The organism is Streptomyces sp. NPDC045021, from assembly GCF_056432645.1.
The window spans coordinates 454,191-468,248 of sequence record NZ_JBWKIQ010000002.1 but is presented as its reverse complement, the minus strand read 5'-3'; the positions used below and the strand labels follow the sequence as shown (position 1 = coordinate 468,248).

Genomic DNA, 14,058 nt, shown 5'->3' with positions numbered 1-14,058 from the left:
TATGGCGGGGAGTTTGTTGTGGGCAGGGTGGAGACGATTGCGGGGGCCATGGCGGCCTCGGTGGGACATCTTGGGGTGCAGCGGGATCAGACACGGTTCCGGGTGGGGCTCGTGGACGGTTGGGGGATTCCGACCGGGGCCTCGGTGCTCGAAGTCGGGTGCGGGCAGGGGGACATGACCACGGTGCTCGCCGACGCGGTCGGTCCTGGCGGGCGGGTGGTCGCGGTGGACATCGCGGATCCCTCGTACGGCAGCCCGGTCACGTTGGGGGAGTCGGCGGCGTTCCTGGCGGCCGGGCCGCTCGGGTCGCGGATCGACATCCGGTTCGGCGTCGATGTCCTCGATGAGGCGACGTCGTTCCCGGACGACGCGTTCGACTACGTCGTGCTGTCGCACTGCTCGTGGTACTTCGCATCCCTCGATCAGCTGCTCAGGACGCTGACCCGCGTCCGCCCGTGGGCGCGGCGGTTGTGTTTCTCGGAGTGGGATCTGCGTCCGCGCGATGCCGGTCAGCTTCCGCATCTGCTCGCGGTGCTGGTGCAGGGCCATGTCGAAGCGGTCGGGGCGCGGGGCGAGGGGAACGTTCGTACGCCGTTCTCCCACGAGGCGCTGCTGCGGATCCTCGCGGAGGCCGGGTGGCGGGTGGCCGCCGAGCAGGATGTGGACACGGCGGCCCTGCAGGACGCCGACTGGGAGGTGGACGCCGCGCGGCGGATGGCCGGCTCCGACGAGCGGTTCGCGGATCTGCCCCCGCGGGCACGGGACTTCCTCACCAGCCAGCTCGATGTGCTCAGCTCCCTCGCGAAGGCCAAGGGCAACGAACCGCTCCCGTCGTACGCCCTCACCGCGGATCGCGCCTGACAGCCCCTCGCTCCCCGGAGCCCGGTGAGGGATGCTCGGGACATGGCCTTCCTGTTCTTCATGACGCTGCCAGGGCTCGTGGTCCTGCTGACGGTCGCCGCGTTCGTCGATCAGTTGATGTTGCGCGCCGGGCAGGCCGCGATGCTGCCGTGGCGGGGGGCCGGGCGGCAGGGGCAGGTTTCGTCGACCGGGTTCGAGCTGTTGCACGCGACGCTGTCGGCGGGCAAGCAGGAGGAGCTCAAGCAGCGCAAGACGTCCCTGGCGCTCCGGGACGAAGAGGGTGACGGGGCGCCGCCCCGGTCGCGGATCGATCTGGACGGCGGGACGGCCGTTCTCCGCATCCCCCGCGACCGGATCCCCCGGGACGGCATCCTCCGCGACCGCAACCCCCGCAGCTACATCCCCGCGGCTGGATCCCCCGCGGCTGGACCTCCGCGACCGGATCCTCACGACCAGCGCGCCCCATCGGGTTTGATGGAGCCATGAGTGATGTCACGGCTGCCATGCCGGAGTGGGAAAAGCGGTTCCGGGCGCCTCGGGTGGGGCTGCCGGAGTGGGCGGAGGACGCACCGCAGCGCTGCCTCTTCGTGTCGAACGCCACCGGCACGTACGAGCTGTACGCGTGGGACCGGACGACCGGCGAGCGCCGCCAGGCGACGGACCGGCCGAACGGGACGACGGAGGGCACGCTGTCCCGCGACGGCGAGTGGGTGTGGTGGTTCTCGGACACCGACGGGGACGAGTTCGGAGTGTGGATGCGCCAGCCGTTCGGCGGCGGCGAGGACGAGCCGGCCACGCCCGGCCTCGACCCCTCGTACCCGGCCGGCCTGGCGCTCGGCGCGGACGGGACCGTGGTGATCGGCCGGTCGACGGACGACGAGGGCACGTCCTTGCACGTGGTGCGGCCCGGGGCCGCACCGGTGGAGATCTACCGGCACGCGGAGTCGGCGGGGGTCGGCGACCTGTCGGAGGACGGCACGCTGCTCGTCATCGAGCACACCGAGCACGGTGACGCGATGCACGGCGCGCTGCGCGTGGTGCGGCTCGACGGCTCGACCGTCGCCGAGCTGGACGACTCCCGCGGCGGCACCGAGGAACTCGGTCTCGACTGCCTGGGCTTCGCGCCGGTGGCCGGGGACACCCGGCTGCTCGTCGGCCACCAGCGGGCCGGGCGCTGGCTGCCGATGGTGTGGGACGTGACCACCGGCGAGGAGACCGCGCTGGCGATCGACCTGCCGGGCGACGTCTCCGCCGAGTGGTTCCCGGACGGCTCCGCGCTGCTCGTCGTGCACTCGTACCAGGCGCGCAGTGAGATGTTCCGCTACGCCCTGACCGGCCCGGCCGCCGGCACGCTCGTCCGGCTGGAGACCCCGCAGGGGACCGTGAGCAACGCCACAGCACGCCCCGACGGGTCGGTGGAGTACCTGTGGTCGTCGGCGGAGCTGCCGCCGGTCGTGCGGTCCACGACGGGCGGGATCGTGCTGGAGGCGCCGGGTCTCAAGGCCCCGGCCTCCGTACCCGTCGAGGACGTGTGGGTGGACGGCCCCGGCGGGCCGGTGCACGCGCTCATCCAGAAGCCGGCGGGCGACGGGCCCTTCCCCACGGTCTTCGAGGTCCACGGCGGCCCCGCCTGGCACGACTCCGACGCCTTCGCGGCCGGCCCCGCGGCCTGGATCGACCACGGTTTCGCCGTCGTGCGGCTCAACTACCGCGGTTCCACCGGTTACGGCCGCGAGTGGACGGACGCGCTCAAGCACCGCGTCGGGCTGATCGAACTGGAGGACGTCGCGGCGGTCCGCGCCTGGGCCGTCGGCTCGGGGCTCGCCGATCCGGCGAAACTGGTGCTCTCGGGCGGCTCGTGGGGCGGCTACCTGACGCTGCTGGGGCTCGGCACGCAGCCCGACGCCTGGACGGCAGGGCTCGCGGCCGTACCGGTCGCCGACTACGTCACCTCGTACAACGACGAGATGGAGGCGCTGAAGTCGCTGGACCGCACGCTCTTCGGTGGTTCACCCGCCGAGGTTCCGGAGCGGTACGAGGCATCGTCGCCGATCACGTACGTCGAGCGGGTGACCGCGCCGGTGTACCTCTCGGCGGGCATGAACGACTCGCGCTGCCCGATCCGGCAGATCGACAACTACGTCGAGCGGCTGGCGGCGCTGGGGAAGGTCCACGAGGTGTACCGGTACGACGCGGGGCACGGCTCGCTCGTCGTCGAGGAGCGGATCAAGCAGGTCCGCCTGGAGCTGGCCTTCGCGATGAAGCACGCGCGGTGATCTGACGCGGTTCTCAGTCGCCGGGCAGGGCTTCTTCCAGCTTGCCCGGCGATTGGGCTTCCGTCCGGTCCGGGATGAGGCCCAGCGCGGTGTCCTCGCGGAGTTCCGCCTCGCGGCGGACCAGCCGGAACCACATGAAGACAACGAAGCCGGCGAAGACGAACCACTCACCCGTGTAGCCGAGGTTCTGGAACGCCTTGAGGTCGAGCCCGGTGTTGCCGGGGGCCGCCGGGGGCACCGGCTTGAGGGGTGCGGTGGCGTCGGTGACCGTGATCCAGCCGCTGTAGACCTCGTACGGCAGCACATTGACGAGTGACGCGGCGCTGATCATGCCGAGCTGGCCCTGCGGGAGGCCGCCCGCGGACTGGACGCCCTGGGTGCCGGTGTTCTCGGGGGGCTGCAGCGCGCCCGAGACGGTGACGTCGCCGCCAGGTGCCGCCGGGATGCCGGCGGCGGTGGCGGACGTGGCGTCGCCCGGCAGCCAGCCGCGGACGACGGGCAGGGCTGCGCCACCGGCCGTACGCAGCGGGGTGAGCACGTAGTAGCCGGTGCGGTCGCCGAGGACGCGGCCGGGGACCAGGAGCTGGTGGCCGGTGTCGTAGCGGCCGGTCACGGTGACCGTGCGGCCGGTGGTGTCCTGGGTGACCTGCGCCTTCGTGTCCGGGAGAACGGCGGCGAGCGGGACCGGGGCGGCGGACGCGGCGGCCTTGGGAGCCTGCTCGGCGACGTGGTGGGTGTTCATCCGGTCCTCGAAGCGGCTCAGCTGCCAGCTGCCCATGAACACGCAGAACGGCACGGCGAGCACGACGAAGAGGTGGACTCCCAGCCAGCGCGGGGTCAGCAGAAACCGGTACACGCCTCAACGGTACGGGGAGCGGGGCCGGCGGACGCCACCGGGCCCGCGGCCCGGCACTCCACGCCCCCGCGGCCCGGACTTCGAACCGAAGCCCCGCCGCCGCGCCGAATACGGCTCATGCCTCGGCGGGCGGGCAGCGATCGGCTGCGCCGTGGCTACGGCGTGAGTGCCGTCGTCTTGTAGATCGTCCCGGCGCACGCGTCAGGGATCGTCGTGTCGGCGACGGCCGGCGGCCCCGCCTCCGGGGTGTGGCTGATCTCGACGCTCGCCGGGCTGTTCGTCGGCGGCACGTCGGACGCCGCCGGGGTGTTGTTCGAGGCGCTGTTGCCGCTGTTCCCGCTGGTGGTGCCGCCGACGGTGGTCGGGGTGGGCGTCGGGGTGGGCTGCACCGGGCAGCCGTTGGGGCCCGCGGCGTCCGGCACCCAGGCGAACCGGACCTCGTACGTGTCACCCGGCTGGAGGACCAGCGGGGCGGCCGCCACGTTGGGCAGGCCGGTGGCCGGGTCGCCCGTCGTGTGGTCCAGGACCTGGATCTTCGACGCATCGGCGCTGCCCTGGGCAATCGCGGTGACGGCGCCGCCGCTCTTGACCGTGCAGCCCTTCGCCGAGACGTTGGCGACCCGGAACCAGCCGTAGACGTTGCCCTTGGCGTCCGGGGCACCGGTCTTGCTCGCGCCGTCGCCGAGCTGGGATCGGTCGCACACCGGCGCGGTGCGGCCGGCCGAGCCGGTGGGCGTCGGGGCGACCGTGGCGCCGTGCTCGTTGGTGGGTGTGGGGGTCGGCGACGGTGTCGCCGAGGGGACCGGCTCGCTGCCCCCGTCGGTCCCGGTGTTGTCCGGACCGCCCGCGTCGTCCTGGCTGCTCTCCCCCAGGCCGCCGGTGTCCTGCCGCGGATCGTTGGGGCTGGAGGCGCCGGCCGCGGTGGTGTCCTGCTGGTCCGCGGTGTTCGCGACATGCAGCAGGGCCGGCACGGCGGTACACGCCAGCAGGAACGCGGCGGCGGCGCCGGCCACGGCCTGGCGACGGCGCGTCCGGCGGGCCGGTACGGCATGCCGCAGAGCGTCGAGCGCGTCGGGTGCGGGCCGGAGGCCCTTGACCGCGTCCTGCATCAGCCGGCGCAGCGCCAGCTCGTCGAAGCTCGCCCCGGCGGCCCCGGGCGAGCTCGGCCCGCCACTCCCGCCGATCCCACTTCCAAGAGGGCTGGTTCTCGCCCCGAAGGGGCTTGATTCCGCCCCAGGAGGGGTGGTGCCGGCGGGCGCTGCGTTGCGCTCTTCGTTCAACTCTTCGGAGAATTCGCGGTTTTCTGGATCCATGCCACGTGAGTCGTAGGGGGTGGTCATACGGTCGCCTCCATCGCGATGCGAAGCGCCGCGAGGCCACGGGAACCGTACGCCTTCACCGAGCCCAGGGAAATTCCGAGCGTCTCGGCGACCTGTGCCTCGGTCATGTCGGCGAAGTAGCGCAGCACGAGGACCTCGCGCTGACGGCGCTGGAGGGAACGCATGGCGGTCTTGAGCTGATCGCGCTCCAGGATCTCGTAGGCGCCCTCTTCCGCACTCGCCATGTCGGGCATGGGCTTGGAGAGGAGCTTGAGGCCCAGGATGCGCCGCCGGAGCGCCGACCGGGAGAGATTGACCACCGTCTGCCGCAGGTAGGCGAGGGTCTTCTCAGGGTCGCGCACGCGGCTGCGCGCGGAGTGGACGCGGATGAAGGCCTCCTGGACGACGTCCTCGCAGGAGGCCGTGTCGTCCAGCAGCAGCGCGGCGAGGCCGAGCAGCGACCGGTAGTGGGCACGGTAGGTCTCGGTGAGGTGGTCGACCGTGGTCCCGACGGCCATCGTGGCGTCAGCACCCAGCTCGGACGGCACGCGCACGATCGGCCAGGGCGCTATCACGGGCATCCCGCCGGGCGTACGTGCCCGACCGGGCGTACGGCCGGGCGTACGCGGGCGCGACACGCGTGTCGGAGCGCCGCCCCGCCCAAGTGCCGTCTCGATACCCAGTGCCTCTGCCACGACTGTTGGACACGCGTCCCCCCGTCAGGGTTGTACGCGCAAGGCGTCGCCTTTGATCTGGCGTCGAATATCCCCATGCGTACCAACTCTTCCCCAATGCGCCCATTTGCCCAGGCGCGAACTGCGCCTGCCCAACTCCCCCGGCACGCAGCACATTAGGGCAGTGCGCTGACACAAAGACGCTCCCCGTCTGCTGCCGGTTGCAGCGGTCAGGGAGCGAATTGTCCATTGGTGAGCGGGCCACTTCAAGTGGTCCAGACCAAGGAGTTGATCACATCATGTGTGCGAACCGACGAACTCGGCAGCCACGACTTCGGCGATCTGTGCAGTGTTCAGGGCGGCGCCCTTGCGCAGGTTGTCCCCGCACACGAAGAGTTCGAGCGCGTTCGGATCGTCCATGGAACGGCGTACCCGGCCGACCCAGGTCGGATCGGTGCCCACCACATCGGCGGGGGTCGGGAATTCGCCCTCGGCCGGGTTGTCGGTCACGACGACACCAGGAGCGCTCCGCAGGATCTCGTGCGCCTTCTCCACGGTCACCTCGTTCTCGAACCGCGCGTGCACCGACAGCGAGTGCGTCGTGATGACCGGCACCCGGACGCAGGTCGCGGTGACGCGCAGCTCCGGGAGCGCGAGGATCTTCCGCGACTCGTCCCGGACCTTCATCTCCTCCGAGGACCAGCCGTCGTCCCGCAGCGAGCCCGCCCACGGCACCACGTTGAGCGCGAGCGGCGCCGGGAAGGGACCGAAGTCGCCGACCGTGCGCCGCACATCGCCCGGCTGGGTTCCCAGCTGGGTGCCGGCGACCTTGGACAGCTGGTCGCGCAGGGTGTCCACACCGGACTGACCCGCGCCGGAAGCCGCCTGGTACGAGGAGACGATCAGCTCGCTCAGCCCGAACTCGGCGTGCAGCGCACCGATCGCCACGATCATCGACAGCGTCGTGCAGTTGGGATTGGCGATGATGCCGCGCGGCCGCATGCGAACCGCGTGCGCGTTCACCTCCGGCACCACCAGCGGAACGTCGGGATCCATCCGGAAGGCTCCGGAGTTGTCCACGACGACCGCGCCCTTGGCGGCGGCGATCGGGGCCCACTGCGCGGACACCTCGTCCGGGACGTCGAACATCGCGACGTCGACGCCCTCGAACGCCTCCTCGCTCAACACGACGACCTCGGTCTCGACGCCGCGCACCACGAGGCGGCGGCCGGCCGACCGCGCGGAGGCGACCAGCCGGATCTCGCCCCACACGTCCTGCCGGGTGGAGAGCAGCTCCAGCATGACCGTGCCGACCGCGCCCGTCGCACCGACGACGGCCAGGGTCGGCTTGGGACGGCCGGCTGCCGCGCCCTTGGCGTGGCCGGGATCCAGAGTGTGGCCGGGATCCGACCCCGCGGCGTCGGACGGCCCGCGGCTCATCGTCCCGTACCGCCGTAGACGACCGCTTCGTCGCTGTCGCTGTCGAGCCCGAACGCGGAGTGCACCGCCTGGACGGCCGGCTTCACGTCGTCGGCCCGGGTGACCACCGAGATGCGGATCTCCGACGTCGAGATCAGCTCGATGTTGACCCCGGCGTTCGACAGCGCCTCGAAGAAGGTGGCCGTGACGCCCGGGTTGGTCTTCATGCCCGCGCCGACCAGCGAGATCTTGCCGATCTGGTCGTCGTAGCGCAGCGAGTCGTACCCGATGCGGTCCTGCGACCTGGTGAGCGCGTCCATCGCCTTGCGGCCCTCGGTCTTGGGGAGGGTGAAGGAGATGTCGGTCAGGCCGGTGGCCGCCGCCGACACGTTCTGGACGACCATGTCGATGTTGACCTCGGCATCCGCGATGGCACGGAAGATCGTCGCCGCCTCGCCCGGCTTGTCCGGCACCCCGACGACCGTGATCTTGGCCTCGGACGTGTCGTGCGAGACCCCGGAGATGATCGCCTGCTCCATCGGCTTGCCTCCTTGCGGTGCTTCGTTGCTGACCCAGGTCCCCGGCAGGCCGGAGAAGGACGAGCGGACGTGGATCGGGATGTTGTAACGACGGGCGTACTCGACGCAGCGGTGCAGCAGCACCTTCGAACCGGAGCTGGCCAGTTCCAGCATGTCCTCGAAGGAGATCCAGTCCATCTTCTGGGCACGCTTGACGACCCGCGGGTCGGCGGTGAAGACCCCGTCGACGTCCGTGTAGATCTCGCACACCTCGGCGGCGAGCGCGGCGGCCAGCGCCACCGCGGTCGTGTCGGAACCGCCGCGGCCCAGCGTGGTGATGTCCTTCTTGTCCTGGGACACACCCTGGAAACCGGCGACGATCGCGATGTTGCCCTCGTCGAGCGCGGTCCGGATCCGGCCCGGCGTCACGTCGATGATCCGCGCCTTGTTGTGGACGGAGTCGGTGATGACCCCGGCCTGGCTGCCGGTGAACGACTGCGCCTCGTGGCCGAGGTTTTTGATCGCCATCGCCAGCAGCGCCATGGAGATCCGCTCTCCGGCGGTCAGCAGCATGTCGAACTCCCGGCCGGCGGGAATCGGTGACACCTGCTCGGCGAGATCGATCAGCTCGTCCGTCGTATCGCCCATCGCGGACACCACGACGACGACCTGATGGCCGTTCTTCTTGGTGTCGACGATTCGCCGGGCGACGCGCTTGATGCCTTCAGCATCGGCGACGGAGGAGCCTCCGTACTTCTGCACGACAAGGCCCACGTGCGCTCCTCGGGAAGGTCTGGTACTGCGGTCGGCTCAGTCTAACGAGCGGGCCGGGGCGGCCTCCGCGGTACCGGATATTGAGACAGGTGGCCCACTCGGTGGGCCACCTGCCCAGGACAGAGCGGAATAACCCCAGATCAGGCACTGGATGCGTGATCGGAGGCAGATCGTCCGGATATCCGACCGGGGGTGCGTCGGGTGTCCGGCGAAGGAGGTGGCGGGTGTCCGGCCCGGAGGGTGGCGGGCATTCCGGCCAGGGAGATGGCAGGAGGGTGCGGATATCCGGCCCCGGGGCGACAGGAGGTGGCGGGGCGGCGGATCAGCCGGTGGCGGGCTGGGCGCGGACGCCTGTCGGGGTGCCGAGTTCGGCCGCCATGACCTTGCCGGCCTCCTCGGCCAACGCTTCCTCGTCGTCCGCCGAATCGTCCGTGTCCAGGCCGTCCAGCTCGTCCAGCGGGCTGTCCAGACGGACGTGGGCGACCAGGGACTGCAGGGCGCGCAGCGAGGCGCTGGCCGTCGGTCCCCAGTTCGACAGGTACGAGAACTGCCACCACCACAGCGCCTCGCTCACCCGGCCCGCGCGGAAGTGCGCGAGACCATGCGTGAGATCGGTCACCACGTCGGCCATATCGTCGGAAATCCGGCAGGCGACGGGCGTGCTGCGGGGCACGTACGGGTCGAAGACCTCCGAGTACACGTCGATCGGCTCCAGCAGCGCCGCGAGGTGCTGGCGCAGCTCGTCCGCGTCCGGCTCGGGGCCGATATCGGGCTCGTAGCGCTCGTCCGGGACGATGTCCTCGTGCGCGCCGAGCCGGCCGCCGGCCAGCAGCAGCTGGGAGACCTCGAGCAGCAGGTACGGAACCGCGCTGTCCGGGTCGTCGCCCTTGGCGACCTCGCGGACCGAGAGGATGAAGCTCTCGATCTGATCGCAGATCTGGACGGCGAAGTCGTCGGGTTCCTGGAAGTCCGGATCGCTGAGGTCGCGTTCCGGAGAGCCCGGTGCGCCCTTCGAATCCTGTGTGGTTACCGCGGTGTCAGACATCGAGCAGTCGTCTCCCTTCGAAGGCACGACCCAGCGTGACCTCGTCGGCATACTCCAGGTCTCCCCCCACGGGCAGACCACTGGCCAGTCGCGTCACCTTCAGCCCCATGGGTTTCACCATGCGGGCCAGGTACGTAGCGGTCGCTTCACCTTCAAGGTTGGGATCCGTCGCCAGGATCAGTTCGGTGACGGTGCCGTCCGCGAGCCGCGTCAGCAGCTCCCGGATCCGTAGATCATCAGGACCGACGCCCTCGATCGGGCTGATCGCGCCGCCCAGTACGTGATACCTGCCGCGGAACTCACGGGTGCGCTCGACCGCGACGACATCCTTGGGCTCCTCGACCACGCAGATCACCGCGAGATCGCGGCGCGGGTCGCGGCAGACCCTGCACTGGTCGTCCTGCGCGACATTCCCGCAGATGTTGCAGAACCGCACCTTGGCCTTGACCTCGGCCAGCACGTGCGCGAGGCGCCGTACATCGGCCGGGTCCGCCTGCAGGATGTGGAAGGCGATCCGCTGCGCGCTCTTGGGACCCACGCCGGGCAGCCTGCCCAGTTCGTCGATGAGGTCCTGAACCACGCCTTCGTACACGGGTGCCTTCCTTGGGTCGGAGCCGGCACGGGGTCGGCTCGGATGTCGTTGCCGGCGCTACCCGGACTGCTAGAACGGCAGGCCGGGCATGCCGCCCAGCCCCTGGGCGAGCGGACCGAGCTTCTGCTGTTGCAGCTCCTGCGCGGTCGCGTTCGCGTTGTGCACGGCGGCGACGACCAGATCGGCCAACGTCTCCGTGTCTTCAGGATCGACCGCCTTGGGGTCGATGACCAGCCCCCGGAGCTCACCGGCACCGGTCACCGTGGCCGTCACGAGGCCACCGCCCGCGGAACCCTCGACTTCGGTCTCGGCCAGCTCCTGCTGGGCCGCCGCCAGGTCCTGCTGCATCTTCTGGGCCTGCTGGAGCAGCTGCTGCATATTGGGCTGACCACCGGGGATCACGGGTTCACTCCTGCCTCACGACAACGTTGCGCGGTAGGGCGAGCCTACGTGCTCGGACGGCCCTGCGCCCTACGCCGTACGGAGGAGCGGACGACGTGACGCGGAACATCCGGCGACATCAGTCGTTCGGAATCTCCTCGATCACTGTCGCACCCATTTCGCGCACGAAGAGCTCGTATCCGGACAGCGGGGATTCGACCAGATCCGCGTCGTCATCCTCCGGAATGTCGTCTTCCAGGGGCGGCGGCGTCTCGTCCGACATCAGCGGCGCCGGCGAACCCCCGGGCCGCCCGGCGGCCGCCTGAGGGGCTGCATGGGCCGCCTGGGCGGGCCCGCCCTGCGGAGCGGACGGCGCGGACTGTGCCGGTGGGGCGAATGAGGCGGACGGTGCGGGTGGGGTGGACGGCCGGGACCCGCCACCTCCGCCGCCTCCCCCGCCGAAGCCGCCACCGGGGCCGCCAGGGCCCCCGGATCCGCCACCGGCCGCTCCTGAGCCGCCCGACGGGTCGACGATGGCCTCGATCCGCCACTCCACCCCGAGCGCATCGCTGATCGCCTGCTTGAGAACGTCTTCGCTGCCGCTGTTGGCGAAGCTGTTGCGCGCGCCGGGATTGTCGAATCCGAGCTGCAGCGTCTGCCCGTCGAAGCCCGCCACCTGCGCGTTGTTCAGCAGGAGCATCCACGTCAGCCTGCGGCGGTTCTTCACCGCCTCCAGAATGTCCGGCCACATCTGCCGCACGCGCGTCGAGTCCCCGGCGAACCCGGACGGCGCCGGGGCGGCGGGGCCGGGCGGTGTCTGGGCGGCGAGCGTCTGGGCGGCGGGGGCGGGGGCTGCGGGGGTGGTGGGCGCGGCCTGGGCCTGGGCGGACGTCGGCCAGGCCCCGGGGCGGGCGGGCGCGGCCGGAGCACCCGGCTCGGTCGTGGGAGCCGCCGGAGCCTGCGCCGCCGCCGGGGCGGAGGCGGCCACCGGAGCGCCGGGAGTGGCTCCCGGAGTGGCTGTGGTCGGCCAGGCGCCGGGCCGCTGCCGGGCGCCGCCGTCGGAGGGGGCCGGAACCGCGGCGGGAGCGAGGCCGGCAGCGGGTTCGTTCCGCTCGGGGGCCGGCGTCCGCGCCGGGGCCGGGGCCTGCTGCGCGGCCGGAGCCGGGCGCCCGCCGCCCACGGCCGCACGGACCGAGGCCGCACCGCCGGGGCCACCGGGACCGGGACCGCCGGGACCAGTGCCGGGACCGTGGTCGGCGTGCGCGGGCTGATAGGCGAAATCCGGGACCTGGGGGGCACCGGGGGCGAAGCCCCGCCGCTCCAGCTTGTCCAGCCGGGCCTGGACGGACCGCTCGTCGTCGTACGCCGCGGGCAGCAGCACCCGGGCGCAGATCAGCTCCAGCTGGAGCCGCGGCGACGTGGCTCCGCGCATCTCGGTCAGACCGGTGTTGACCAGGTCCGCCGCGCGGCTCAGCTCGGCGGCGCCGAACACGGACGTCTGGGCCCGCATCCGCTCGATCACATCGCTCGGGGCGTCGATGAGCCCCTTGTCCACCGCATCCGGAACCGCCGCGATGATCACCAGATCGCGCAGCCGCTCCAGCAGGTCCGCAACGAAGCGCCGCGGATCGTGTCCGCCCTCGATGACGCGGTCGACCATCTCGAAGACCGCCGCCCCGTCACCCGACGCGAACGCGTCCACCACCTCGTCGAGCAGCGCCGCGTCGGTGTAACCGAGCAGCGCCGTCGCCATGGCGTAGGTCACACCTTCGGCGCCCGCGCCCGCCAGCAGCTGGTCCATCACCGACATCGAGTCCCGCACAGAACCCGCGCCCGACCGCACCACCAGCGGATACACGCCGTCCTCGACCGGGATGTCCTCCCGGGCGCAGACCTCCGCGAGATAGTCCCGCAGCGTGCCCGGCGGCACCAGCCGGAAGGGGTAGTGATGGGTACGCGACCGGATCGTGCCGATGACCTTCTCGGGTTCGGTGGTCGCGAAGATGAACTTCAGATGCTCCGGGGGCTCCTCGACCACCTTCAGCAGGGCGTTGAAGCCCTGCGGGGTGACCATGTGCGCCTCGTCGATGATGTAGATCTTGTACCGGCTGCCCGCCGGCCCGAAGAACGCCTTCTCCCGAAGATCACGCGCATCGTCCACACCACCGTGCGACGCCGCGTCGATCTCGATCACATCGATGGACCCCGGCCCGTTCCGCGCCAGGTCCTGGCACGACTGGCACTCCCCGCACGGCGTCGGCGTCGGCCCCTGAACACAGTTCAGACACCGCGCCAGAATGCGCGCGCTCGTCGTCTTCCCGCAGCCTCGGGGTCCACTGAACAGGTACGCGTGATTGACCCGGTTGTTGCGCAGCGCCTGCTGCAACGGGTCGGTTACGTGCTCCTGCCCGATGACCTCGGCGAAGGACTCGGGACGATAGCGGCGATACAGAGCGAGGGACACGCCTACGACGATATCGGGGCCCACTGACATCCGACGTCCCCCCGGACGCTCTCCCGACCTCCCCGGGGAAAGCAAAGACCCCTCACGCACCCGCCAGAGCCCACCTACCCTTGCTGCCTTCCGGCCCTGGGGGAGTTCAGCGAGATAGCGCCACGTGAGGGGCTGCGCACAGCGTACCCGATCGGATCACCCGCTTACGAGTTCGCGAGCACCCCTCCGCGTCTTGTAGTGTTCGTCGCGGAGGATTCGCCTAGTGGCCTAGGGCGCACGCTTGGAAAGCGTGTTGGGGGCAACCCCTCACGAGTTCGAATCTCGTATCCTCCGCACCCGCCCGCCAGGGCAGACGAAGGCCCCGACCGGATCATGGTCGGGGCCTTCGTCGTTTCCTGGTTGCAGCTTTGGTTGCAGTTGCCGCCCTCGCGGCCAGTGGATCTACCGCCTGTTCAGCGCCGTTCGGCAGACATCGCACGCCATGGCGGCATCGCGGCCGTAACGCCGCATCAGCTGTCCGCACACGGCACAAGGCCCCAGCTCCCACGGTGGGCAGCCCAGCGCAGCCGAGGCCGCAGCTCGCTCGACTGGCATGATCAGCATGGGGTTTCCGACCCGCTGGGTCGGCATCCGCGCCAGGGTGAAACCTCCGGTCGGCTGCCCGAGGTCGCGGATGGGCCGCGTGTCGCTGGCGAACCAGCCTTCTTCACCGGCCCGGCACTTCCGGTCGATTTCCTGCTCGGCGAAGGTGATCTCGTCGTCCTTCTCCTGTGGCTCAGGCGCAGGCGGAGGGGACCGCTGGTCGGTCAGCTCCCGCCAGATCCGGCTGTCGGCCTCCGGCACCCACATATGACGCCCGGCCCGTCCGCCGCCCCGACTGGGTGGCAG

13 protein-coding genes, 1 tRNA gene and 1 other RNA gene are annotated in these 14,058 nt (G+C 71.1%); 4 read left to right on the top strand and 11 right to left on the bottom strand.

Annotated features, from left to right (window positions below):
* Positions 1-48: 48 nt before the first annotated feature.
* Genes AC07DC_RS09190 through AC07DC_RS09180 form a run of 3 tightly spaced genes read left to right on the top strand, consistent with a single transcriptional unit; the run spans position 49 to position 3,137 of the window.
* Entirely contained in the window at positions 49-861 is an 813-nt protein-coding gene (locus tag AC07DC_RS09190; protein WP_478914090.1) for a class I SAM-dependent methyltransferase, read from the top strand.
* A 42-nt stretch (positions 862-903) separates the two neighbouring features.
* Entirely contained in the window at positions 904-1,347 is a 444-nt protein-coding gene (locus AC07DC_RS09185; RefSeq protein WP_478913364.1) for a DUF6191 domain-containing protein, read from the top strand.
* Positions 1,344-3,137 (top strand): S9 family peptidase, encoded by a 1,794-nt coding sequence (locus AC07DC_RS09180; protein ID WP_478913362.1) that lies wholly within the window; start codon positions 1,344-1,346, stop codon positions 3,135-3,137. Before AC07DC_RS09185 ends, AC07DC_RS09180 begins: the two co-directional genes overlap by 4 nt.
* A 13-nt stretch (positions 3,138-3,150) precedes the next feature.
* Here AC07DC_RS09180 and AC07DC_RS09175 read toward each other — a convergent pair whose 3' ends face one another.
* The 10 genes from AC07DC_RS09175 to ffs form a co-directional block, all read right to left on the bottom strand.
* Positions 3,151-3,993, bottom strand: a complete 843-nt coding sequence (locus AC07DC_RS09175; protein WP_478913360.1) for an SURF1 family protein — start codon at positions 3,991-3,993, stop codon at positions 3,151-3,153.
* Positions 3,994-4,148: 155 nt separating this feature from the next.
* Positions 4,149-5,333 (bottom strand): hypothetical protein, encoded by a 1,185-nt coding sequence (locus tag AC07DC_RS09170; RefSeq protein WP_478913358.1) that lies wholly within the window; start codon positions 5,331-5,333, stop codon positions 4,149-4,151.
* Positions 5,330-6,007, bottom strand: coding sequence for a SigE family RNA polymerase sigma factor (locus AC07DC_RS09165; protein ID WP_478913356.1), 678 nt, complete (start codon positions 6,005-6,007; stop codon positions 5,330-5,332). Before AC07DC_RS09165 ends, AC07DC_RS09170 begins: the two co-directional genes overlap by 4 nt.
* 276 nt (positions 6,008-6,283) lie before the next feature.
* On the bottom strand, positions 6,284-7,426 hold the full coding sequence (locus AC07DC_RS09160) for an aspartate-semialdehyde dehydrogenase (RefSeq protein ID WP_478913354.1): 1,143 nt from the start codon (positions 7,424-7,426) through the stop codon (positions 6,284-6,286).
* Positions 7,423-8,697, bottom strand: a complete 1,275-nt coding sequence (locus AC07DC_RS09155; RefSeq protein WP_478913352.1) for an aspartate kinase — start codon at positions 8,695-8,697, stop codon at positions 7,423-7,425. Before AC07DC_RS09155 ends, AC07DC_RS09160 begins: the two co-directional genes overlap by 4 nt.
* 322 nt (positions 8,698-9,019) lie before the next feature.
* Positions 9,020-9,742: a DUF5063 domain-containing protein gene (locus AC07DC_RS09150; protein WP_478913350.1), complete on the bottom strand. Its 723-nt coding sequence runs from the start codon at positions 9,740-9,742 to the stop codon at positions 9,020-9,022.
* Entirely contained in the window at positions 9,735-10,334 is a 600-nt protein-coding gene (gene recR, locus AC07DC_RS09145; protein WP_138359453.1) for a recombination mediator RecR, read from the bottom strand. Before recR ends, AC07DC_RS09150 begins: the two co-directional genes overlap by 8 nt.
* 69 nt (positions 10,335-10,403) lie before the next feature.
* The gene (locus AC07DC_RS09140; RefSeq protein WP_478913348.1) at positions 10,404-10,736 is read right to left on the bottom strand and encodes a YbaB/EbfC family nucleoid-associated protein; all 333 of its coding nucleotides are present in this window, start codon (positions 10,734-10,736) and stop codon (positions 10,404-10,406) included.
* Between the two features lie 118 nt (positions 10,737-10,854).
* Positions 10,855-13,209 carry a DNA polymerase III subunit gamma and tau gene (locus AC07DC_RS09135; RefSeq protein ID WP_478913346.1) on the bottom strand — a complete coding sequence of 785 codons (2,355 nt, stop codon included), beginning with the start codon at positions 13,207-13,209 and terminating at the stop codon, positions 10,855-10,857.
* Positions 13,210-13,249: 40 nt separating this feature from the next.
* Positions 13,250-13,346, bottom strand: an RNA gene (gene ffs, locus AC07DC_RS09130) — signal recognition particle sRNA small type.
* A 72-nt stretch (positions 13,347-13,418) separates the two neighbouring features.
* On the opposite strand from ffs, the gene AC07DC_RS09125 reads away from it, so the two are divergent.
* A tRNA-Ser gene (locus tag AC07DC_RS09125) sits at positions 13,419-13,503 on the top strand.
* A 108-nt stretch (positions 13,504-13,611) separates the two neighbouring features.
* Here AC07DC_RS09125 and AC07DC_RS09120 read toward each other — a convergent pair.
* A complete protein-coding gene (locus tag AC07DC_RS09120; protein WP_478913344.1) occupies positions 13,612-14,013 on the bottom strand; it encodes a hypothetical protein in 402 nt (133 codons plus the stop codon).
* Positions 14,014-14,058 lie beyond the last annotated feature (45 nt).

Excerpts from the sequence above, each read along its gene's own strand:
- AC07DC_RS09190 (WP_478914090.1), top strand. The coding sequence starts at position 49 with ATGGCGGCCTCGGTGGGACATCTTGGGGTGCAGCGGGATCAGACACGG.
- AC07DC_RS09185 (WP_478913364.1), top strand. The coding sequence starts at position 904 with ATGGCCTTCCTGTTCTTCATGACGCTGCCAGGGCTCGTGGTCCTGCTG.
- AC07DC_RS09180 (WP_478913362.1), top strand. The coding sequence starts at position 1,344 with ATGAGTGATGTCACGGCTGCCATGCCGGAGTGGGAAAAGCGGTTCCGG.
- AC07DC_RS09170 (WP_478913358.1), bottom strand. The coding sequence starts at position 5,333 with ATGACCACCCCCTACGACTCACGTGGCATGGATCCAGAAAACCGCGAA.
- AC07DC_RS09160 (WP_478913354.1), bottom strand. The coding sequence starts at position 7,426 with ATGAGCCGCGGGCCGTCCGACGCCGCGGGGTCGGATCCCGGCCACACT.
- AC07DC_RS09150 (WP_478913350.1), bottom strand. The coding sequence starts at position 9,742 with ATGTCTGACACCGCGGTAACCACACAGGATTCGAAGGGCGCACCGGGC.
- AC07DC_RS09135 (WP_478913346.1), bottom strand. The coding sequence starts at position 13,209 with ATGTCAGTGGGCCCCGATATCGTCGTAGGCGTGTCCCTCGCTCTGTAT.